Source organism: Sphingobacterium sp. UBA7249 (genome assembly GCF_002472835.1).
GTDB classification, from domain to species: domain Bacteria; phylum Bacteroidota; class Bacteroidia; order Sphingobacteriales; family Sphingobacteriaceae; genus Sphingobacterium; species Sphingobacterium prati.
Map to the genome: position 1 here is coordinate 1 of NZ_DKST01000016.1, position 22,856 is coordinate 22,856.

The window sequence follows — 22,856 nt, forward strand, 5'->3', positions numbered from 1 at the left end:
CTGCGCGCCGATGCTTTGGATTATCTGCTCAAACCAGTGGATACTGATGAACTAACGGCTGCAATTGAAAAATTATCCAAACGGATTGAATGGAAAAAACAGCGCCGGAAACAGGGAATTCATATGGCGAGCACCTGCGCATCGCGGTTGGCCCTGTCTACTTCAGAAGGTATTTATTTTGTAAGGAAAGATGAAATCGTCAAAATCGAAGCGATGAGTAACTACTCGGTGTTCTATTTTTCTGCAGGTAACAAGATCATTGTTTCCAGGACACTGAAAGAGTTTGAAGGATTGCTCGATGGTGATTGTTTTTTGCGGATCAACCGGAGCACGATCGTTAATCTTAGCTGTGTAATTCGCTATAAGAAAGGGGAAGGAGGGACCTTACAGCTTGTGGACGGATCAGAGCTAGAGGTTTCTCCAACCAAAAAAAGTCTGCTTATGGAATTGTTATCCCGTACTTAACCTGCAGTTATGGCAAACGTAAAGTTATTTATTCGGCTATTTGTCGTTGTGATGGTTACCTTATCGCGAGGGCTGGCACAGGAACGGATTTATAACTTTCTTCATTTTACCAGTCGTGAGGGACTCCCCAGTGACAAAATCAGAGATGCCGCTGTCGATGAAAAAGGATTCGTATGGATCACAACGGGAAAAGGTCTGTGCTATTTTGATGGGAATACCTTTTTCCCCGTTAGTTTTACACAACATTCAGATTTTTCGTATGATTTGGGAAATCTCAGCATAGGTAGTAATAATAAGATCTGGATTGCGAGCTATAACCGGGGCTTAATATGTTATGATCGGTCCAAACCTCAGCATGAGGCCTGGACTAGCTATAGTGCCAAAGCGGCTGGCGGGGATGTTGAGAAACATGAACTCTATGCTGTTCATGAGTCAGGAGGTAAGGTGTTTTTTGGTGGGCAAGAAACAGACCTGCAGATTCTGGATCCAGTATCGGGACACATATCATCGATAAAACTAACACCGGCAGCTTATGTAACTATTTTCCGCATCCAAGAAGATCAACATGGGATTCTGTGGATAGGTACGCGCTATCATGGTTTATTTTCTTACGAACCCAATTCTGGGAAGACAGTTCATTATGATCTGTCGAACAAGGGTGAAAATGCGGTTACGGGAATCTGTATGGCAGGGGAGCAGGTTTTTGCTGCCTATTATAATCATGATCTAATACGGTTATTGCCTCAAAAAAAGCGGATTGCACAGCGAAATATTCTTGGTATTGGTCCTAATGTTGCACATTATGATAACAATATCGCTGATGTCTCCTTTTTCTCGGAAGAGAATAAAATATTGGCAGCCCATAGTGGGGGCAAGCTGTACAGTTATGACCTATATCATAAGGAGGTTGTTGAGATACCGTGGAATAGAGCTGCTCCAGAGGGATCTGCTGTTAAAATCAATCGCATTGTATCCATACAGGGGGGATATTTTATATGTTCAGATCATGGTCTATTTTATTATTCGAAAAAGTTAAATTTAATTAAAGACCTCATACCTGTTAAAACTGACCCTATCCGGCATATCTTAAAAGTAGGTGACAAGAAGTGGTATATCTCCAACGCTCAGATTGGTGAATTGTCTCCAGATTTTAAGCTACGTTTATCAGCTTTCTCCCTGAATAACCTTAAGGTCAGCCAACTTACGGCTATAGGGATTTATATTTATATATCGACCGTAGACAGCGGGATTTATGTTTTTGATACGGTGAGTAAAGAGCTTAGGGCATTAAAGATTGTTGGAAACTCTTTTGGTCTTGAGAGAACCGACTGCAATAGTGTGATTTGGGATTCAGTCAATGGAAGAGATATCCTATGGATCGGCTCCTGGAGTTCGGGACTATATCAATATGATCTTTCTACCAATAAGGTTGTCTTGTACAATAAAGAGAGTGGTCTTATTGACCATAAAGTAATCACATTAGGAAAGGATATTTCTGGCTCTCTATGGCTAGGTATGGATGGTTTCGGTGCAGTTAAAGTAGTGGATAAGGTGAATATGAAGTTTATTAATTTCAAGCATCAGCGGCAGTCTGTAGAAAGTCTTGCTGCCAATACCGTGTTTTCCTTTCTTTTGGATATCGATCACTGCTTTTGGTACAGTAGTAGTCAACAGGGTATAGGGATGATTATTGAACAGCCAGGGAAAACACGTTTCCTGCAGGCTAATGACCGTAATCGTTTCCCCTTGTTTTATGCCCATACCCTAAAAAATGATACAAAAGGACGAATCTGGATGAACACTCGAGATGGAGTAATGATTTTTGATCCAAAGTCCAAAACGTTTTTACAATTGGGAGCAGGTCAAGGCATATTCCCGCCCGAGCAATTTTCGACCCATAGTTTTTATTTTGATTTCGATGTATTGGTTTGGATGACGGATAAAGGTCTGATCAAAGGGCCGATGGCTGAGATTGGAAATAAAGCCGAAAATATAGCGCCCGTTATAAGCGCGTTCAGGATACTCAACAGCGATAATACCTATCGGCTTGTAAATGGAAAGATTGGGCTCCAGCCTGATGAAAATACCTTTTCTTTTCAGTTTGCTGTACCCGGCCAGCTTGCGGACAAGACCTTACGTTTTAGCTATAAATTAGAAGGGGTTGATCGGGAATGGATTGATTCAGACGCAATTCAGCAGGCTGTTTACAGCAATGTTGCAGGCGGAGATTACCGTTTTCTTCTTCGGGTGGGGGATCAGGATGGAAATTGGTCGAAAGCGCAACTAGATATCCCTGTGTCTGTAAAACTGTTGTGGTATCAAGGTTTATGGTTTAAAGTCGGTCTAGTGTCTTTTGTTTTTCTTGCAGTGGTACTGATTTTGCTCTATCGACTGGCGCATCAGGCTAAAATTAATCGGATGGAGAAGGAATTTAGCCTGACTTTACAGCATGAGCTGAAACAAAATGAATGCAAGATCAGGGAGCAGAGCGAGATCCTGGAAATGGAAAAGGAAAAAAAATTGGCCTCTGACTTCCGGCAACAATTATATGAAAGTGAACTGAAAGCTATTCGTTCGCAGATGAATCCACATTTTATTTTCAATATTTTAAATTCTATTGAGGCCTATGTAGTCGAAAATGATGCGGTACAGGCCAGCAAGCTGATTCAGAAATTCGCCACTTTAAGCCGTATCGTACTTGAGAATTCTCAATTCTCCAAGGTGACCATCGCTTCCGAACTTCAATTGGTCAAGCTGTATCTGGATCTTGAGCAAGAACGTTTCGATCATATATTTACCTATAGCATTCAATCGGATGAACGCTTAATCAAAAGCAATAAAAAGATTCCGTCAATGCTGATTCAGCCAATTGTCGAAAATGCCGTACATCATGGTGTGAGGCACCTCCATGACAAAAAAGGCAAGATATTGATTCGGACAGCTTTAGAAGAAAAGGAAATTAGGATTGAAATTCTGGATAATGGTGTTGGTTTTGATCAGTTTCCTAAAACTGGAAATAGCAATTTCAAAAGCACCTCATTTGGTTTAAAAGGAGTACAAGAACGATTACGTATGCTCAGTAGTGATGAATCAGCAGAATCCGCTTCACTCACAATTGACAAAAAAACTGATGAGGAAGATTTTACTGTCCGGATTACGATCACGCTTCCTTTATAGGCAATTATCTCCTTATAGGCATTTTCTCGAAAAACATACTTATGCATTTAAACTTTTAGTCGATTTTTAGAAGCGCCTCCGGCAACCTTCCTAAGTTTAATGGCCTTGGAAAGATTCTCTGTTTTCAATACCTAGCTTGTCTTCATTGAATGATGTATGATATCGGACGGTTGCCCCACCTCTCAAGCACGGAGTGACGCGTATATATGGTTGTGGTTGATATAGATGTTGATAGATCTTGCTGACGAGTGCCGAGATCTTGGTGACGAGTTACAGGTAACAGGTCGAACAGCTGCTCGCTAATTGATTCTCCTTATTCACACTGAGTTTGCAGTCACTTACTCATTGATAGTCTGTAAAGGTTTTTTTTAAACTTAACTTTAATCTGATCGTTACAATATGTTGATTCTTTTCCGTCCACTAGAAGAGAGAGGAACCAATTCATTCATTAAACTATAAAAATCATGGAAAAATTAATTGTATTAAAAACCACAGGAAATGCGGTATTTAATGATGTTGGCACTTCCTCTTCGTTAAAATTGAAAGGAGACATTCAGCTCACCTCCACAAATGGAGATTTTAAAGTTAACGGTGGATATTTAGATATGGATATGTTTGTTAATTCAAAAGAATTGCAATCATTTACCATAGAAGCGATGGTCAGCCCCAATTCGATAAATGGGAATAAGCAAATGCTTATAGAGTCTGATAATTTACTGGTTTCAATTTACATTGATGAATCTGGATTTCTGACGGCAGATATAGAAACAACGGCAGAAAAGAGTCAATTAAAAAGTACGCAAAAACTCCTTGGGGGAAGCCCTCAGATGGTTCGGTTATATCGGGATGAAAGTGGCGAAACGTATTTAGAAACAGATAATCAGGTCGTAGCAAGAAAAAAAATTATAGGTGAATTTAAAGATGCTTCATCTAGTGTATTTCGAGTGGGGGCTTCATTGAAAAGTGAAGATTCGACATTTAAGGGGACAATCGGTCAGATTAATGTGAGTGCCGGTGTATCCACATTAGCTTCCATACAACAAGATTTTAAGTATTCCAGAGAATTGGAGAAGACCTTATCCGAAGCATTAAAGGGAGTTGTCGTGCATGTAAATTATGAATCTTATGAGGCTAGGAAAAAACTACAACGTGTTAAACAGATTATGAATGCGGCGGGCGTAGAAAGTGTAAGTTCACTGGGAACAATGAAATTCACTGCAAATAGAACGATACAAAAGGGCAATATATGGATTCAACCTGGTTTTGTTTTTAAGCCTATTGAACATTGGGCAACATTGGCTGTTGACCTGATCAAAGCTGATATGGCAACTAAACGTCGCTTGATGGCAACAGAACTGACCAATAAAAATAGCTTAAACTATATAAAAATTTTGAAAGAAGGACCGCTGGACCAAAGAAAGGCAGGTTTTGGTAAGGTGAAGAAATTGAACAAAAAGCTGGCGAATGGCGAAGTAAAGGGAACTAAGGAAAGCTTGAATATGTTCACTAAAAAAGATGGTCAGTTATTCGTTTATGATAAAAAGCTATTTACAGAAAATCTAAAAGGAAATAAACCTCAAAACTGGCAACAATTGGGAACCTTGGATTATCATTTTAACACTTTAAATATCATATCACAAAATGAAGCTATAATTATTGCTAAGAAATTGGATTTGACAAATTGTAGATTAGAAGTGTCTGCAGATGTAGATAAGCTTATAATTTTGGCAGAGGAAGTGATATGTGGTCCTAATGCAGAGATTTCATGGAGACGACCTGGAGGTTATACCCAAGGGCATGCTGATGATCCATATTTAGATGGGATCCCAAATCATAATACAGCACAACGTGAATTCAATCAAGATCAACGAAGTGGGTATGCTGGAGGATATGGAGGGAAAGGGACCGCTGGAATAGTTGGAGCAAATGGCAGAAAGGCACCATCCTTAGAAATGTGGGTTAAGAACATGACCAATTTACCAAATATAGATTTAAATGGAGAGGATGGCATTACAGGAGGTGTTGGTCAACGAGGAGGACGAGGAGGAAATGGGCAAGGAGGAAGTGTGGGTACATATTGGCCAATAATTAATGAATGTAAAAAAAATGCGGGAAATGGTGGTAGAGGAGGCAATGGTGGAAATGGCGGCGATGGTGGTCGCGGCGGTGATGGCGGAAATGGTGGTAATATCAGCATTGGTGTATTGCAGGGTACATTGGAAGGAACGGTTACCAACAACAGCTTTCGTTGGAAAAATCAAGGAGGACAGCCAGGCCAAGGAGGTGCAGGCGCATTGGGGGGCGATGGAGGATTGGGTGGTCGAAGTGGAAATGATAAAGATTATTGTCATAATGCGCGCAATGGCGATGTTGGTGCAAACGGACAACGCGGTTATGACGGACAAGCGGGCTATAATCATGGCTTAGATGGTGTTAATGAGTTTTTTCAGTTTTCTTTAGATGCTTGGAATGAACAGTTAACAAGACCTTTTATTACATCTGTTAGTACATATGAGGCTTTTCCAGGAGATACAATTGTGGTAAAAGGAAATACTTTTGCGAATTCAGATAAAGTTATTTTTGATGGTTCTATAGAATTACAGCATCATGTAAACGCTGATGGAAGTATGAATGTCGTTTTACCATTGGATATTTCGGGAGGTTCTAAAGCATTATTTATACTTCGAGTAGTAGATAATTTTGAAAGCAACCGGGTAAATATTCGAATAAAACCGCAATTAGACGTGTTTGCCGATCAGATGATGCCTGGAGTTTCAACAATATTGAGAGGTAGCGCATTTGTGCTGGGAGCATCGGTACTGATTAATAATCAGAGTATTGCAGCAGAAGTGGCAGCCTCTGGCAAAGAATTAACATTTACTATGATAGGTTTTCTTAATCAAGGTAATTCATCTGTAGTTTCAGTACAGGTCAGAAATCCAGATGGTATGCTTAGTAATGAACGCAGTGTCTCTCAAGCTGGAGTTTTAGAAATACCCTATCGCTTTGGCAAAAACAACCTATCATTCCATAATCCGAATATAGGAAAGCCAAGTTTTGATACCTTTAAAAAGACATTTGGTTCAAGTGAGGTATGGCATGAATCTTTCGACCCAATATTTGGCCATCCTATGTTAACAGCCGCTTTCTTTGTATTTTATACCTACTTTTTAAAAGGTAAAGGAGATGGAGGATTGGCAACGGGTTTCTGTACAGCCATGTCCGCTAAAGTTGCTGATAACCTTTGGACAAATAATGTGGATATTACAGGTATCCAGGAAGCAGACATCATAGAAGAACTGACCGCTATACATGGAAAGTTGTTAAGCAAAGAGTCTTTGATTCATTTTCATGATTGGGGTCGTACTTTCGCCGATAATGTAGATTATGCGATTCGTTCAATTGAGACAACTTTCCTTAGAGGCTGTGATCGGAATAATACGCCTTTATTGTTTTTTATACCAGCAGGTGAAGTGTGGGACAGTGGATATTTTGATAAACTTAGCGATTCTCATTGTTTATATCCTTATCGATTTGTATACCCCGCAGGTCATACTGGTCCTAAGCTTTCAGCAGATGGATTGAGTACCGTAAACAGCTTGGATGGCGTTAAATTATACTGCTATGATTGTAACAACGAAACCAATCCAGACTGCTTCTTAGAGTTTAGTGCCGTAGATGGTAAATTAACCTATACCTATAATAAAAAGCCAGGATTTAGGCTAGACAAGCAGATTACGATAGGCATTATGTCCAACGGAGCCTTTACACTTGCTGATCATGATATGCCATTTAATGGTCCGTTTGGTGTATTGGGCTTTGCAATGGACTTTATGCTGAGTCCTGCAGATATTGAGATCACCGATGAGTTAGGTTTAAAAGCAGGGCATATCAATGGAAAGATTTATAGTGAAATTCCTGGTAGTCACCCATGTTACTTAGTGCCAGGGGCATATTTACTTCCGACAGGAAAGAACTTAACACGAAAGATTAGAGGAACAGCAAGCGGCACGTATACTTTCAATAGTATTATGCCTAACGGTGCTATGATAAAATTGGAAAATATAAAAACTAACATAGGAGACGTGGATACCATACTGGTAACTGCGGATAACTCGCAAATGCGATTAACGACACAGCAAAATAAGGGTATTGCTTTAACTATCAGTAGGATAGTAGGCGAAGAGATTAGAGCATTAACGATTAAGGGTTTATCTTTAGCAGCAAATATAGATATGGATATTACCATCTCGCCGGATTTAAGTGTATGTAGAATAGGAAATCATCAAGCTGTCAACCACGTTTCAGTCATAGCAAGTGTAGCTAAAGAGAAGGACAACATAAAATCAACAAATACGCAAAGTATCCCATTGCAAGTAAATAGCGATTTGTTGGTTGCGTTTAATGATTGGAAAACTACAGATTTTCAGTTAAATATGGTTCCTTTTTAAAATACGTTACGGGGTTAGCACAAAAAAAATATTCATTACTCGGTGACAGCTCGGTATTTTAAGTTTAATATGGCCAGATCGACCGCCGGTTCATATGCCGGTATGGTATCCCGTAATGTCTAAAAAGTATTATTCGTTGCTATCAGTTCTATTTTAAATTTGGCTTGCATTGATAATTTATTGAAATTAGACAAACAATAATCCTCATTTTTGAGTAACCGTTAAGATATTATTTGTGAGAACTGAAACTTAGTATATTTAGTGTTCAGGCATTTAAGAGTTTCAAGTCCAGTTGCATATCCTTTCTTTAACATTATTTTGGTTTTCAAATATATGCTAGTTTTTTGCTATATTTAAGGGGATTTTACCAATTCCTAAGGAAAGAGATGTACAGTATAAAAATAAATATATTCACGGCTTTTCGGTCAATATTCGGAAGAGTGAGCGATCAGAGATCTAGACCTATATTTTATCAGCGTACGAAGGCCTTGCCTGTCTCAATATGCAGTATGTCGCATGTAAGAACTGACTGAGATTTTCAAATTTGATTTTAGCTAATTAGGATAACTTTACATGTCAATAAAAAAATATTCTGATGAGAAGCTTTTCGATTTCATAAAACAAGGGGATCGAAGGGCATATGAAGAACTTTATGATAGATATAAACGTCCGCTAGTAGCTTATGTATTAAAAAAAATGAATAAAGAAGATGCGCATGATCTTATCCATGATCTATGGGGCAGGATTTGGGAAAAACGTGAGACATTAGACGTTAAGGGAACTGTCGTATCTTATCTATTCAAAGCAGCGCGTAATGGAATAATAGATCATATGGCAAAATCTGTTCATTCCCAGCGATATTTATCTTCAATAGAAGATACAGTACCACATAATGATGGGGGAATCAAAGCGGATTATCAGTTGAGAGAAAAAATGTTTAAGAAACAGATAGAACAAGTGCTGAATAAGTATAGTGATAAAGCACAATCTATTGTTAGGCTTAGAATGGAGGGATATAATAATACTGAGATTGCAGAAAAATTAAGTGTATCTGAAAAAACAATACGAAATCTGTCTTCGTCTATCCTTAAATTCCTAAAGTCTAAGCTCCCCTACGTAATATTGTTCATATTTCTGTTTTTAATAAGTTGATTAGGGAAATAGTGGTTAATTTTTTACTGGCAAAGTAACATGAAAATAAACAAAGACATATTACATAGATACACGAAAGACCAATGCACGGATGCGGAGCGGGAGCTGGTTGAAACTTGGTTTGAGAACGAAGAAAATGACCGGTCTTTCGACGAGTCCGAAGTGGATACAGTTGTAGCCCTATTGGATAAGAAAATTTTAAAAACATCAAAAGTTAAGACGCTTGTTAGATGGTCTTCTGTTGCGGCGGCAATTGTTATTATAGGATTAACTTTCTTTTGGTATAACCGATCGAGCACCCCATCTATGGGTAAATTTGCTAGTTTGGATGATATTAAAGCGCCAAATTCTTCGCATGCGATTTTGGTATTGGAGGATGATTCGGAATATCCACTGGATGACATTCGTCATGGGGATACACTTCGAGTTAAAGGTTACGCAATTAGTAGGCTTGCTTCAGGAGAACTACAATATATTAAGACCGCTGATGTAGACAAGACACCTATGCATACTTTAAAAACAGAGCGAGGAGGCTTGGCAAGTGTCCAGCTTACTGATGGTACCAAGATTTGGATAAATTCGAGTTCGCAAATAAAGTATCCTGTCGGTCATTCGGAGAATCGTGAAGTATATTTGATAGGAGAAGGGTATTTTGAGGTAAATACAGTTTATGAAGAAAATCAAAAAACGCCGTTTACAGTCCATGGTCAAGGGCGAGATATTCAAGTTTTAGGGACAAAATTTAATGCGGACTTTACAACAAAAAATAGGGTCGCTTTATTGGAAGGCAAAGTAACGCTGAAGATTGGGAATAATAAAGTACAACCGATTATAATGACTGCAGGACAACTCTATGAAAATAGTAAGCTAATAACAAGTAATGAGATTGACAGGTACATCGATTGGAAGGAAGGATACTTCGATCTTCGTAAATTAAATATTTACGATTTAGGATCGGAATTGAGTAATTGGTACCGCATTTCTGTTCAGGTAGATCAAGGCCTACCTAATAAACAATTGTTTGGGCGTATCAATAGAAACCAAGATATTAAGCAGGTGTTAGAAATATTGGAGAAGGTGATACCTATTCACTACGAATGGAAGGATAATACACTTTTTATAAACAAAAAGACTGACAAATTAAATTAGGAAACAAAATTTGTGGACTATGCTGTTTTAATTTATGACTTTTTTTTATTGTAATTTTGGTGTTTTTATGAATGTCAATGCCTAGCCCTAATGAGACAATTTGCCGTGAGTAATTCTTTTGTAAAACTTCGGTTATTATTAGTTTGGATATTGATGTTATGCCAGACGCTAATGGTTTATGCACAGCAGCGACTTATTACCCTTAATATTAAAAATCAATCGATGTATGAGGTCCTGGAGCAAATCAGAACACAGGCAAAAATGGATCTTGTAGGGGATATCGGACTGTTAAAGGATATAAAGAAAATAAGCTTAGATGTAAGGAATAGAGATCTAAAAGAGGTGTTAGCTATAATTTCGGAAGGACAGTCTTTCGAGTTTTTTTTGCTGCGGAATACAATTATCATGAGCGAGAAAGGAGCTCAAAAGGATGGCAAGCAAGCGAAAAATAAAACCAGTCAAATAATCAAATCGCCTAAAACCTATATTTTAACCGGAGTACTGAAGGATGATCGTGGTAATTACCTGTCAGGCGCTTCTATACGATTCCGAGGTGCGATAGAAGAGGTTACTAAAAGCCATTCTGATGGTCGCTATGAGATAAAAGTCGATACCAACGGCATTTTGACCGTTACCATGTTGGGCTACGAACAGCAAACTGTAAACATTAGGGGAAAGAAGAAAATCGATATCATTTTGAGAGCTCAGACTCGCGTCATCGAAGAGGTTGTGGTTAATACAGGGTATACCCGTCGACCCGTCCCTTCTATGACGGGGGCTTCATCTGTAATAACAAGGCGAGAATTGGAAAAATTCAATCACAGAAATATTTTTTCAGTTATACAAAGTCTTGATCCAGCCTTGTATTTAGACTATGACATAGTCTCAGGCGCTAATCCAAATGTAATTCCCGAAATATACTTACGCGGTATCAATAATATAGGTACCTATTCCTTAAATACACCGCTGGCTATAATGGATGGTTTTGAAGTACCCTTGGAAAGACTCTATGACTTGGATATTAATCGGATAGAAAGTATATCCTTGCTCAAAGATGTAAGCTCAACTGTGCTTTATGGTTCTCGAGGGGGAAATGGGGTTTTGGTGGTAGAGACTCGGATGCCCAATCAACAAAAGACCTCCGTCACTTACAACACTACTGCAGCTATTACAGTGCCAGATCTAAGAGATTATAACTTGATGAATGCTGTACAAAAATTGGATTATGAGAAGTCTTCTGGTTTGTACGATGCTTCTACATTTCATACTGATCCGGATATTATAATAGAACAACAGGTGTTGTATGACCAGCTCTATAATAATAAACGAATCAAAGTATTGAAAGGAATCGATACCTATTGGTTATCACAGCCTTTGCAGACCTCATTATCCTTGGGAAACTCAATACGTTTTGAAGGAGGGAGTAATCGATTACGTTTTGGTGTAGAGGGGAACCTTACAGATCTCAAAGGAGCGATGAAAAAATCAGGCCGCGAACGTAAGGATGCCGCTCTCACTCTTCAATACCGTATTTCAGAAAAATTAATGCTTACCAACTATACAAACGTCCAAGCTGTTAAATCATATAATTCCCCGTACGGTTCATTTGCGTCCTTTGCACGAATGAATCCCTATCAGCCCTTATATGATGGGAAGGGAAACCTAATGAAGGAGTATGCTGATGAAACTTTGACAGAGGTAAAGTTCAACCCGCTATATAATGTCGACTTAACACATCGGGATCAAAAGAAAAGTAATTTTTGGTCAAATAGACTTTCATTAAAGTGGAATTTAAGAGAACAATTCACCTTGAGTATGAATGCGATTCTGGAACGAAATCGATCAATAGATGAGAAATTTACCTCAGCCCAGCATACTCGCTTTGCAAATATGCAAGCAGATAGTACCGGAGCGTATAGTCGTGTTGGAATAAAGGGGCTTAGGTATTCTTCCAACGTTAATTTGTCGTATAAAAAAGAAAGTATTAACCATAAGTGGAACACCAATTTAATAGGTGAGATTAAGTCTGACCAATTTGATGAAGAAGCGTTACATTGGAGAGGATTTGGTATCGATAGTAATAGTACGATTGACCATAATTGGATTGAAGCAAATGCCAAGGCAAAAATAAACTCAGGGAATAGTAGAATTAACCGCCTTGCCGGAATATTGTTTACGGGCAATTATATTTATAAGAATAAATATATTAGTGATTTTTCTTATCGAATTGATGGCGCCTCTAATTTTGGGAAAAATAATAGGTACAGCTATTTTTGGAGTGTTGGTTTAGGTTATAATCTTCACGAAGAAGCTTTTCTGAAAGAAAAAAATATACAAGAATTAAGATTTTTTGTTAATACAGGAGTTAATGGTACAGAAGCGTTTATTGCAAATATGAATTCCTCATCGTATATCTTTCCTCAGGGGCAGGCTTATTTCAAAGAAAATGCCTATAGGTATAATTATGAAGGCAACCCTAACCTGAAGTGGCCTCAGATTAGGTCTTGGAATATCGGAGTTACGAGTAATGTATGGAATGAACGTATTAAATTCAGCCTTATCTATTACAATAAATTAACAGATAGGATGATTTCTTTAATAACTGTAGCTCCTTCAGTAGGTATCCCAAATAATTCTTATTTCGAAAATATGGGGCAGTTACAAAATCGTGGATTTGAAAGTGCCGGGTCTATAAGGTTGGTCGAAAATATTTCAAAAAGATTAAATTGGAGTATCGGGGCCACGGCAATAAAGAACAGCGGAAAATTGATGAAAATTTCGGACGCCCTTGATGTCTTAAATGAAAGTAATTTAGTCCAGAACGACGATGGAACGTATGAGCAAAACACATTCTATCAGCAGGGAGCATCTGTAAACAATATTAAAGGGGTAAAATCTTTAGGCATAGATCCTGCTTCGGGGAAAGAAATTTATTTAACAAAAGAAGGACGGATAACAGATCAATGGGACGTCGCAGATATTGGCGTCATTGGAAATAAAGAGCCTAGGCTGTTCGGTACACTAAACAGTATTTTTAATTTTAAATCGCTAAATATACAGACTCATTTTACCTATACCCTTGGCGGTGATGTTTATAATCACACACTTGTAGATCGTATAGAAAATAATGATGGCCAAATGAATACTGATCTTACAGCCGATCAGGAGCGTTGGAAGACTCCCGGGGATGTTGTCGCTTTTAAAGATAGACGTATACGTGAAAAAACATATTTATCAAGTCGATTTGTCGAGCGTGAAAACACCTTACGTTTTTCGATGTTATTGATTAACTACGATCTCCCGAAGGAATGGATCGCGCGCTATAAATTACAACGCTTGAAGGTAAACTTTGCGATGAATGATGTTGTCCGTTTAAGTTCTGTAAAGATGGAGCGTGGACTAGACTATCCTTTTGCAGCGACGTTTAATTTTGGAATAATGGCTCAGTTTTAATGCGTTAAAAATGAAAAAGATAGGAGTGCTAATACTATTTTTCTTGTGTCTGGGCAGTAGTTCATGTGATAAATGGCTTGATGTAAGACCGAAGGATGAAATTTATGTAGACGATGCATTAAAGGATCGGATAGGCTTTGTTAAAGCCCTGGCTGGAATATATCTGCAGTTGGCCGAGCCAGGTTTGTATGGTCGGGAATTGAAGTTTGGTATGTTAGATGTAATGGCTGGCTATTGGATTGTAGATAGCCAACATGATTATTATGCTGAAAATCAATTTGACTTTCATAATTTAGCATTTCAGCAAAAAAGAGATGTGATCTGGTCAAAAATGTATGGTGCTATATATCAATGTAATTTGATGTTATCCTATCTAGATAATATACGATCAGATGTTTATTATAATCTTGTAAAAGGTGAACTCTTAGGATTACGGGCTTATATACATTTGGAAATTTTTAAGTTATTTGGACCAGTAACCCTTGTAAAAGGAATGAATACACCAGCTGTACCTTATTATTCCGCCGTCTCCAAGCAACCAGAAAAATTCTCTACAAGTAAAGATTTTTTGTCAAAAGTTGAGCGAGACTTATTGGAGGCAAAAAGCCTACTGAGAGAAGATCCAATTATAACGAAAGGAAAAGACCATAATGGAAACGTTGAAGGGCAGCCCTATAATGCCCTGTTGGACCGCAGAGGCATTCGCATGAATTATTATGCTGTCATGGCCTTGTTGGTTAGACAAGCACAATGGGCCGAAGATAGACCTAAAGCTATTCAGCGTGGAGAAGAATTGTTGACCCAATTAAGCTTCAATAAATCTATCAGGTTGATTGACGAGGAGGATATTATCTTAGCGGAAGAGGTTGATAGAAGGTGGACTGTCGAAAATATCTGGGGCCTATATGTGAAAGATTTAAAAAGAAATATGGATGGTATCTTCGACGGGGATTTATATATAAGCACGGTGTTGATCCCGGATTTCCCAGATTTTCTAGCTCATATTTATACACAGGGTTCAGGAAGTATTTCGGACTACCGCTACAAAATGTGGGGCGTCAAAGATTTTTTTATTAAATTCTGGATATTAGATAGTGAAGAAAGTACAAGACCTGCCAACATGCATTTTTTTGAGATGCAGCTGATCAATCTTCCTGAAATTTACCTCATTCTGGCGGAATCTTATTTGAATCAAAATATAAATCAATCTTTAAAATATCTTGATGTCTTAAGGATACATAGAGGGTTGCCAAAGCTTGCTGGAAAGGCAGGCATCTCTCTGCTAACCCTACAAGATTATATCATGGATGAGGTAAGACGGGAATATATTGGTGAGGGCTATCTGTATACTTATTATAAGCGCTTGTTTCATCCGATATATAGAAATGGCTATTCAATCGCGGCTAGTGAGGCTATATTTATGTTTCCTCTGCCATCAAATGAACAGTTACTTAATCCACAATAAATATTAAATATATGCGGTATTTGTATATTTTTTTAACTGTTATAATCTTGGTGACGGGATGTCAAGAGAAAGATAATTTGGATTTATTTGATGTAGATAATTCCTATGTTGAGTTTGGTCAGCCGACTGCTTGGGCAAACCATCATCAGCTTTATCTGGATTCTACTTCGTTTTCTTTTGCTAAGCAATCTGTTGAGGTTGATAAAGTAATTCTTGCTATCCCGGTGTTAATTATAGGTCAACAACACAAAGAAGATAGAGAATACAATGTTAAAATCAATAAGGATGAAACATCGATAAATCTAGCGTTAGTAGATTTATCGAGGCCAATTATACGTTCTGGGTATTTTGTGGACACACTATTTATCTCGATTAAAAAAGATAAGGCACTTAAAGAACGGGTATTCTCTTTGGCAATTGATTTAGGAGATAATACGAATTTCGAAATTGGTAAGGCCACACGAACAAGTTGTCGATTTTTTATAAGTGATCAATTGACGGAACCTGTATGGTGGACAACTTGGCGTTCTTACTTTGGGCAGTACAAACCGGAGGTATATCAGCAGTGGATACGGATCTATAAACCAGGCTTGGATATTACCGCGCCCCTTTTTCCACCAGAGAAACCTAATTATTCCTGGAATAATATGCCTTTATATCCTTTAGAGTATTATTACCCCGTTACCTTTATGTATATTGAGCAATTGAAAAAATTTTTCCAGGATAATGAAGTATATCCAAATGGGGATAGATCATTACCAAGGATATATTTACCATAAATAATTTGGAACAATTATGAAGAGATGGGCAGTCCTAATCGTATCGATTATACTTTTTCAGTTTTTTAATAGATGTACAAAGGATAAGGGAAACTATGTCTACCAAAACATCAATGAACTGGAAATTGTTGATATGAACGGGGAGGATCTTAATGGTAAAAGTTATAGCTATAGGTATGGAGGTAAAATTCAATTCAAACCCCAAGTGTCAGGTACGTTGAGCGGAGAAAATCTTAGTCAGTTGGCCATTTACTGGTCGAAAGGAAAGGATACCATTAGTAATACATTGGAGCTATCTGTAGCTAGCGAGAATCTCGGTGTTGGAACACATAGCTGTGTCTTACATGTGCTCGATAAGCAAACCAAAATAACCTATACCAAGCAATTTTATATCCATGTCGTTGCCGGCATTATAAATGGATCGTATTTGCTTACAGAGACTGAAAACGGCGAATCTGTTTTGTCCGTTATAGGTCCTAATAAAAATGATTCTTTTCAGCACTTTCGAGAATTTGCTGAGGTAAGATTGGGAAGGAAACCCGTTAGAATACAGATTAGCCCGCTTCCGCAATGGAGTGTTCATATTGCGACATTAGAGGGGGATTACCCGTTAGTAGCTCTTGATTTATATAGTTATCTGCCAATACTAGAGTATCCTAGGTACAGCTCTGTTATTTCCGGAGAGCCTCTCCAGCCAAGCTATATGGAGTTGTTTACCAATATCAATCGGCTTCCAGGTTTAATTCTAATGAATGGAAAATGTCGCTTTGTGGCTTCTGGTAAGGTAGGGGCTATTATAAATTCGGATGATTCTCTGGATTATAATTTTGGTAAAAGAGATGTTATTATCAGTAAGTTGAGTTTTTTCGGTGAAATTTTTGCAGCCAATTTTGTCGGTGGTTTTGATCACAGAAATGAGCGTTTTCGAGTTTTTGGCAATCTGTTGTATGGAGGGAGTGTTAGTGTTTATGATGATGCTTTTAATCCAGATGATACCAAAGGGCATAGCTATGTTACAGCGGCCGAACTCCCTGGTGTAGAAGCTGGACAAGCGAAGTGGCGATTTTTAACTCGTAAAGGGAACGAGTTTTTTTTGCATAATATAACGATCAAAGCAAACAGCAGGCCGGAAAAAGCTCAAGTAATCCTTACTAGGAATATTCCTGATATGAACGGTGCAACAAACTTCATTGTTTACAATAAGTATTGGTACTTTTCAAAAGGAAGGACTATTTATCGTTGTTCTGCAGAGACATTGGATGTTTCTGAAGTGATGAAATTGCCGGATGATAGTTCTGGTGATATTGTTTCCTGGAATTTTGATAATATTTTATCAACTCAAGCCAGACAAATAGGTATCGCTACTTTTAATAAAAATAGTAAGGAGTTTAAAAAGGGATCTTATTACCTTTACAATATAGCTACAGGTAAATTTGACAAGACACAGCTTAATGTCATTGATAAAGCTGTTAGTCTTGAAATCCTTTAAATCATATTATTACATCTTAATCTCCTCGAAAACCATTTATCACCCTCATGATGGTTACAAAATGATGAGAAGAAACGACTTTCTTGATATAAAAAATGAGTCCGATATTGTATCGGACTCATCATTAAAACTGATTTTTTGAATTTTTCCAATTTTGTTGAAAAGCAATTCAATAAATAGCTCATATATAAAAATCGAAAGAGTTATTTATATTAACATTTGGAGGTATTTTTGTGTTTTTACCTCCAAATGATTGATAAAGAATATTATTATGGTGTCGTATTTATTCCATAAAACTGAGCTCTTTTAATTGCCCAAGCCATTGTATTCGCAAAAACGATCGAGTTACTCACTTGCCAGCTGCCGGCAGGTAAAGTACCCGCCGGAGAGCTACTTGTACTCGCAATACCATATGCTCTTGAAATCGGGAAATTATTGGCATTTACGGCAAATGGTTCAATTGTATTACTTGTACTATTTCCGACAGTATTGTGATTGGATAAGAAACCACCGTCACCGACGACAAATAAATTAAGTGTATTATGTTTGAACATCGACACTGTTCCGGGATTGCTAGTAGGCCAATTATATCCCGAACCACCGCTATAGACAGTGATATTCGCCAGGTTTAGTCCGGAAATAACGCCTGTAGCACTTGCGTCCTCACCCCAGTATTTTCCACTGGTCAGATTTCCGAATGGACCATTTAATATTTCATCATTAACAGAATTTAACGGATATACTGCCCCTGCAGAATTTCTGCTTGAAACTGTAATTGCAGGATTCGCTAAAAACGATCTGAGTGTGGTTTGAAGTCCAGCAGGGTCCTCCATTTGGCAGATAATTACACCCTTAGCATTTAAATAAGCAGTCAAAGCGGTTAGTTCGGCTGCATTTGGCGTATACGCATACCCGATAATTATAATATCTGGTTTAGCATTAATTTCTGCTATTCTTTGTACTGAAGTTAAATTAGGTCCTACATGGGTAAAACCAGCACTTTTTACTACACTTGCAGCAGTAGTACCAAAATTGCGCGCATCGCCTATTACATTTGCGGAAGCTGCATTCTCTGCTGCATATCCATAGATCGAGGTAGTTGAAAGGTGTAAAATCTTCTTAACAGGAATTACTTTCCAGAGCTTTAAGTCAGCCAACAATATCTTACCGACAGCTGGCGCATAAGTTCCAAAAGAAACAGTGCTTGGACTAGCCGGAGTAATCAAAGTTGCGGTGCTATTATTAACATAGGAAACATCCAATTGTGTTAATTTAAGTTGAATACTAGTCAATGCGCTAGGATCGGCAGTATAGTATGACGCATATTTTTGGTTGCTGGGCGTGGTACTTCCGTCAGCATTGGTCCAGGTCAAATTTCCAATAGTTGTATTGGAAATATTCGAAACCGCTCCAGTGCGTAGATCTAATGTTCCGCTATTAATTCCGCTAGTATTTGCGATCGTTCCGGCTATCTGTGTGATGGTTGCAGATAATTGATCCGAATTCACATGAACATCTATGCGTGCTAGCTTATGATCAAAAGTAATCGGAATTTTAGTCACGGATTCGCTCGAAGTAAATGATCCGGTTGCATACAACAGATCTTTATCATTTGGTGTAGTAATACTGGGGTTATTTAGGTCAGCGGGTTCAGCGACTGCATTGTCATCGTTATAGGAATATGCATACCATACAAGTTGCTTCCCTATTGGCAACATAATAGGCATATCGGTACCCGAAACCGCCGAGACCGATTTAACAAATGCTCCGGTATTATCGTAAATTAAAATGCGATAATTAACACCGGGAGTTACCTTTCCGGCAACAGTTCCGTTAGCAGCACGAGCCGATGCTGCCTTAACAGCAATCGGTGCCCCGATACCGCTATAAGTGCCTTCTGAAGCAGACGCTGTTGCCATCACACCATTTTCTAACTTGACTGTCTTTGAGGAACCTTCAGGTTTAGATGCAGTATTCGCCGTGGCTTTGGTGACTGGATTAGCGATAATATTATCTGTAACAGCACTCATACTAAAGATTACATTTCCTGTTTCTTCGGGTGTTGTATTGACTTCTTTCTCTTTAGAACAGGATGCAAATATTAAGCCCGTACAAACTAACATAATAATCAATTTTTGAATCCTGGATGCAAAAATTATTGGATTAGAATTTATTTTCATAAAATACTTTAGAAAGTTAAATCATTGCTTTTGCTATCTGTAGTCCAGTCATTCACATCAGGTTGATTAGTTCCGTCCGGACCACCAGGGACCACTGGGGAAGAGCCAGCAGCAATGCCATACTCCATTTGAATGATCTCCAATTTAACCATTGGCTTTTTGTAAATCATTTTACTTTTAGATTCTACTTTTGTTTTCATATTAAATTTATTATTATTGATATAATTAACTGTAATTTATTTTTTTTGAGATGGTTGAGTTGTGATACTCATGACTATCCACGTGTGATTAAATGCACAACACATATGTATACGATCGAAAACTAAAATTGTCCCGAAAAAAAATAAAATAATTGAACATATATATTCGGATATTTTGCTTCCTTCATTTTAATAGTAGTTTGTAAAGTGTTTACCATCAGTTGAATATTATTTTTCGGAGGCTGGCTCTGTGTAATTCAATGTGTTTTAAATTAAAAAATGGTAGCATTTGTACGTGGTAAAGCAAGAAAATTAATATAAATAAAAGATGTGCACTGCCTATAAACCGCCAATAGCCTTACTTTTTTTCAATTGACGTTGATATTTTCGCAACCAGTCGATAACGGTTCGTCTATCGTTGATATTGTAAATCTCCATTGCTTCCTCGAGCCATAGTTCGCCATTGACAATCGCATGAACAACAAGTTCTTTGATCTTTTTTGAATACCGTGTTGAATGAGTTCTCATATTTTTCTAAAGCCATTGTTTTTTTTAAAATATATTATCAGTACTGAATTCTCTACTTTAAACAGTACTGATATTGTAGTGGTCGCTACCCAAATAGTACTTTACGGTTGAGTATTAAAATTGTCCTGAAAAAAATAAAAAAGCTGCTCAGATATAATATCGAAGCAGCCTTACCCAATAATAATACATGAAAAGTATTGTAATTAAGTATGTTAGTTCCATTACCAAAACATACCTATATATACATTACGGTTATACATCAAAATTGTCCCTTAATAATTTCAAATAATTTCTCTTTGAAAGATTGTCCGGTCAAAAAGTCTGACTAAATAATCCGAAGCTGATTTCCATTCCCCTTGTTGACTATGGCATTTCTGTCTAAAGTTCAGATTTATTTGAAAAGATGTACATATCACGTCTTTTTCCTTAATTTTATAGCAGCAGCAATTAAATTAAGGAATAGAAATATTATTAATTTATTTAAGGTTTAAATTCGGAATCTTTAGTTTCAAATATTTGATAATCGCCGACTGTTGATTGCGAATCGTTTTTTCAGAGAGATTCAGCATCTTGGCAATTTCAGGATTTTTATAACCTTGCATCCGCAGGAGTACGATTGGTTGTGCATGTGGACTATATTGATCCAACAAATGTCGAATAATATTCCATAATGATTCTTCTCGCACCTTAAAATCGGTGGTGTTGTACTCGTAATCTGTAAGAGGCTCTACAGAATCCAGGTGACGTTGCACATGTATTGAATGCGATAGGTAGTCAAAAATGGAATTTCGTAAGGTTCGATAAATATAACCCACAAAATGACCTTCTAAATCAATATGACCTCGGTTGATCCACAATTTAACAAATACATCCTGTACTATATCCTCTGCTATGTTCGATTTATTTATTTTCCTGAGTGTATAGTCCAAAAGGGGGGCTCTAAAACGATTATACAATTCCGTATAAGCGCGCCTATCGTCATTTTTTACAAAATGATATAGTTCTTCATCCGTTAAAATATGCAAAAGCTACAACGTTTATAATTGGGAAGAAAAATGAAATATAATTTATTTAGCTTCCTTTTTATTTTGTAAATAATTACTAATTAATTCCTTTTAATAGCTCGATAATCAATCTATCTTGCATATTATGTGTCGAAAGGTTAAGGGAGTCTAAGTCGACAACGATAATTGGCATACTTTGCCTGTCAGCTGCAAATAAAAATGTGTCAACCAGCTCTGTACAGTAATTTCTTGGTGCAGCATCGGCAAATACTTGTTTAACCTTAGCGAGAAAATTGGCGAAAAATTTAGACGGATTTTTAACAATGATCAATTGTTCTTGTTTGGGAAATTTCGTTTTCGAAAGATCTAAGCATCTCGAAAAAATAACATCCTGTAATAGTGCTTTTTCAAAATTGATAGTAGGCACACTTAAAGCTTTGGCTTTTTTATAGGCAAAAAAGCTGACAGCGTATAGGCTCTCTTTTTGTGGGATGCCAAAAAACCAAGATGAGTTTATCTTTCCCTCGAAAACGACATTTATTAGTTCGGTACCGTTAAAAACTGTTTTATTGATATAATTATCTGAAAAAGCTACTGTGTCAACTTGTAGGTTGTCAATAATCACTTTAGAAAAATCACAGCATGTAAATGAGCAGTTTGTCCATTTGCCTGATTTTTGAAAAGATGCAGACTGAAAGTTACAGTTCTTGAATTCGCAACGAGTAAAACGACAATTTTGGAAAATTGAATTTGTAAAGTCTTTGTTTTCCACCTTACAATCTTCAAAGAAGCAGTTTTTAAAAATCTTATAACTAAAATCGAAATGCTCAATCGATTTTTGCTCAAATTTTCTTTCAATTTCGTATCCCATAATTATTCATCTAAATATTTTACAGTTTATACAGCAGATTAATTCGCAATGAACCAGTACTTGAATGGACATTGCGCTAGATGGTGTTCAGGCTAGCAAATATGTATACGGTTGAAAAGAGTAATTGTCCCGAGAAAAGAGAAAATAATAGATGTGGAAATTTCTTTGCAGAAAAGAAATGATTTCAATATTTCTTATGTTGATAAAAAGTTCATCATTATAGTTTATTATCAACTTATTGGATGTGAAAATGTGCTTTATCTTTAAGTTGCCTTTAGGTTCCAATTTTGATGAATCGCGTTTTACTTATTTTGCGAACGACTAGATTTTTTACGGAATATCAGCATATATGCCGTTGTAGAAACTGCAGAACCATGTGCGGATATCTAGGCTGTAAGTTTAATCACGTAAGGGCATCTATGGCAAGAAAAAGCAGATAAGTATACATGCTAGAAAGTTTTAGGTATCTGCTTTAAACTGAATTTTAAGCATT

At 37.4% G+C, this 22,856-nt stretch carries 14 protein-coding genes; 9 read left to right on the top strand and 5 right to left on the bottom strand.

Features of this window, described 5'->3' with window-relative positions; translation table 11 throughout:
- The 9 genes from B4A24_RS13690 to B4A24_RS13730 form a co-directional block, all read left to right on the top strand.
- Positions 1 to 465, top strand: a 465-nt coding sequence (locus tag B4A24_RS13690) for a LytR/AlgR family response regulator transcription factor (protein WP_293945668.1), incomplete at its 5' end; no start/stop codon positions are given.
- A gap of 9 nt (positions 466 to 474) precedes the next feature.
- Positions 475 to 3,642 carry a sensor histidine kinase gene (locus B4A24_RS13695; protein WP_293945670.1) on the top strand — a complete coding sequence of 1,056 codons (3,168 nt, stop codon included), beginning with the start codon at positions 475 to 477 and terminating at the stop codon, positions 3,640 to 3,642.
- A gap of 464 nt (positions 3,643 to 4,106) precedes the next feature.
- Positions 4,107 to 8,093 carry a hypothetical protein gene (locus B4A24_RS13700; RefSeq protein WP_293945672.1) on the top strand — a complete coding sequence of 1,329 codons (3,987 nt, stop codon included), beginning with the start codon at positions 4,107 to 4,109 and terminating at the stop codon, positions 8,091 to 8,093.
- A gap of 573 nt (positions 8,094 to 8,666) precedes the next feature.
- Positions 8,667 to 9,245, top strand: a complete 579-nt coding sequence (locus B4A24_RS13705; RefSeq protein ID WP_293945674.1) for an RNA polymerase sigma factor — start codon at positions 8,667 to 8,669, stop codon at positions 9,243 to 9,245.
- Positions 9,246 to 9,284: 39 nt separating this feature from the next.
- Positions 9,285 to 10,394 carry a FecR family protein gene (locus B4A24_RS13710; RefSeq protein ID WP_293945676.1) on the top strand — a complete coding sequence of 370 codons (1,110 nt, stop codon included), beginning with the start codon at positions 9,285 to 9,287 and terminating at the stop codon, positions 10,392 to 10,394.
- A gap of 90 nt (positions 10,395 to 10,484) precedes the next feature.
- Positions 10,485 to 13,847: a SusC/RagA family TonB-linked outer membrane protein gene (locus B4A24_RS13715; RefSeq protein ID WP_293945678.1), complete on the top strand. Its 3,363-nt coding sequence runs from the start codon at positions 10,485 to 10,487 to the stop codon at positions 13,845 to 13,847.
- Between the two features lie 10 nt (positions 13,848 to 13,857).
- Complete coding sequence (locus B4A24_RS13720) at positions 13,858 to 15,312, top strand: RagB/SusD family nutrient uptake outer membrane protein (protein ID WP_293945679.1); 1,455 nt, start codon at positions 13,858 to 13,860, stop codon at positions 15,310 to 15,312.
- Positions 15,313 to 15,323: 11 nt separating this feature from the next.
- Positions 15,324 to 16,091: a DUF4843 domain-containing protein gene (locus B4A24_RS13725; protein WP_293945680.1), complete on the top strand. Its 768-nt coding sequence runs from the start codon at positions 15,324 to 15,326 to the stop codon at positions 16,089 to 16,091.
- Between the two features lie 16 nt (positions 16,092 to 16,107).
- Entirely contained in the window at positions 16,108 to 17,580 is a 1,473-nt protein-coding gene (locus B4A24_RS13730; RefSeq protein WP_293945682.1) for a PKD-like family lipoprotein, read from the top strand.
- 269 nt (positions 17,581 to 17,849) lie between these two features.
- Here B4A24_RS13730 and B4A24_RS13735 read toward each other — a convergent pair whose 3' ends face one another.
- The 5 genes from B4A24_RS13735 to B4A24_RS13755 all read right to left on the bottom strand — a co-directional run bounded on the left by B4A24_RS13735 (position 17,850) and on the right by B4A24_RS13755 (position 22,363).
- Entirely contained in the window at positions 17,850 to 19,703 is a 1,854-nt protein-coding gene (locus B4A24_RS13735) for a hypothetical protein (RefSeq protein WP_293945683.1), read from the bottom strand.
- A gap of 65 nt (positions 19,704 to 19,768) precedes the next feature.
- Positions 19,769 to 19,960, bottom strand: coding sequence for a hypothetical protein (locus B4A24_RS13740; protein WP_293945685.1), 192 nt, complete (start codon positions 19,958 to 19,960; stop codon positions 19,769 to 19,771).
- 339 nt (positions 19,961 to 20,299) lie between these two features.
- A complete protein-coding gene (locus tag B4A24_RS13745) occupies positions 20,300 to 20,488 on the bottom strand; it encodes a hypothetical protein (protein WP_293945687.1) in 189 nt (62 codons plus the stop codon).
- Positions 20,489 to 20,964: 476 nt separating this feature from the next.
- The gene (locus B4A24_RS13750) at positions 20,965 to 21,513 is read right to left on the bottom strand and encodes an RNA polymerase sigma factor (protein WP_293945689.1); all 549 of its coding nucleotides are present in this window, start codon (positions 21,511 to 21,513) and stop codon (positions 20,965 to 20,967) included.
- 76 nt (positions 21,514 to 21,589) lie between these two features.
- Positions 21,590 to 22,363, bottom strand: coding sequence for a pentapeptide repeat-containing protein (locus tag B4A24_RS13755; RefSeq protein ID WP_293945691.1), 774 nt, complete (start codon positions 22,361 to 22,363; stop codon positions 21,590 to 21,592).
- Positions 22,364 to 22,856: the final 493 nt, after the last annotated feature.

Excerpts from the sequence above, each read along its gene's own strand:
- B4A24_RS13695 (WP_293945670.1), top strand. The coding sequence starts at position 475 with ATGGCAAACGTAAAGTTATTTATTCGGCTATTTGTCGTTGTGATGGTT.
- B4A24_RS13720 (WP_293945679.1), top strand. The coding sequence starts at position 13,858 with ATGAAAAAGATAGGAGTGCTAATACTATTTTTCTTGTGTCTGGGCAGT.
- B4A24_RS13755 (WP_293945691.1), bottom strand. The coding sequence starts at position 22,363 with ATGGGATACGAAATTGAAAGAAAATTTGAGCAAAAATCGATTGAGCAT.
- B4A24_RS13725 (WP_293945680.1), top strand. The coding sequence starts at position 15,324 with ATGCGGTATTTGTATATTTTTTTAACTGTTATAATCTTGGTGACGGGA.
- B4A24_RS13730 (WP_293945682.1), top strand. The coding sequence starts at position 16,108 with ATGAAGAGATGGGCAGTCCTAATCGTATCGATTATACTTTTTCAGTTT.
- B4A24_RS13715 (WP_293945678.1), top strand. The coding sequence starts at position 10,485 with ATGAGACAATTTGCCGTGAGTAATTCTTTTGTAAAACTTCGGTTATTA.
- B4A24_RS13740 (WP_293945685.1), bottom strand. The coding sequence starts at position 19,960 with ATGAAAACAAAAGTAGAATCTAAAAGTAAAATGATTTACAAAAAGCCA.
- B4A24_RS13710 (WP_293945676.1), top strand. The coding sequence starts at position 9,285 with ATGAAAATAAACAAAGACATATTACATAGATACACGAAAGACCAATGC.
- B4A24_RS13745 (WP_293945687.1), bottom strand. The coding sequence starts at position 20,488 with ATGAGAACTCATTCAACACGGTATTCAAAAAAGATCAAAGAACTTGTT.
- B4A24_RS13705 (WP_293945674.1), top strand. The coding sequence starts at position 8,667 with ATGTCAATAAAAAAATATTCTGATGAGAAGCTTTTCGATTTCATAAAA.
- B4A24_RS13700 (WP_293945672.1), top strand. The coding sequence starts at position 4,107 with ATGGAAAAATTAATTGTATTAAAAACCACAGGAAATGCGGTATTTAAT.
- B4A24_RS13735 (WP_293945683.1), bottom strand. The coding sequence starts at position 19,703 with ATGTTAGTTTGTACGGGCTTAATATTTGCATCCTGTTCTAAAGAGAAA.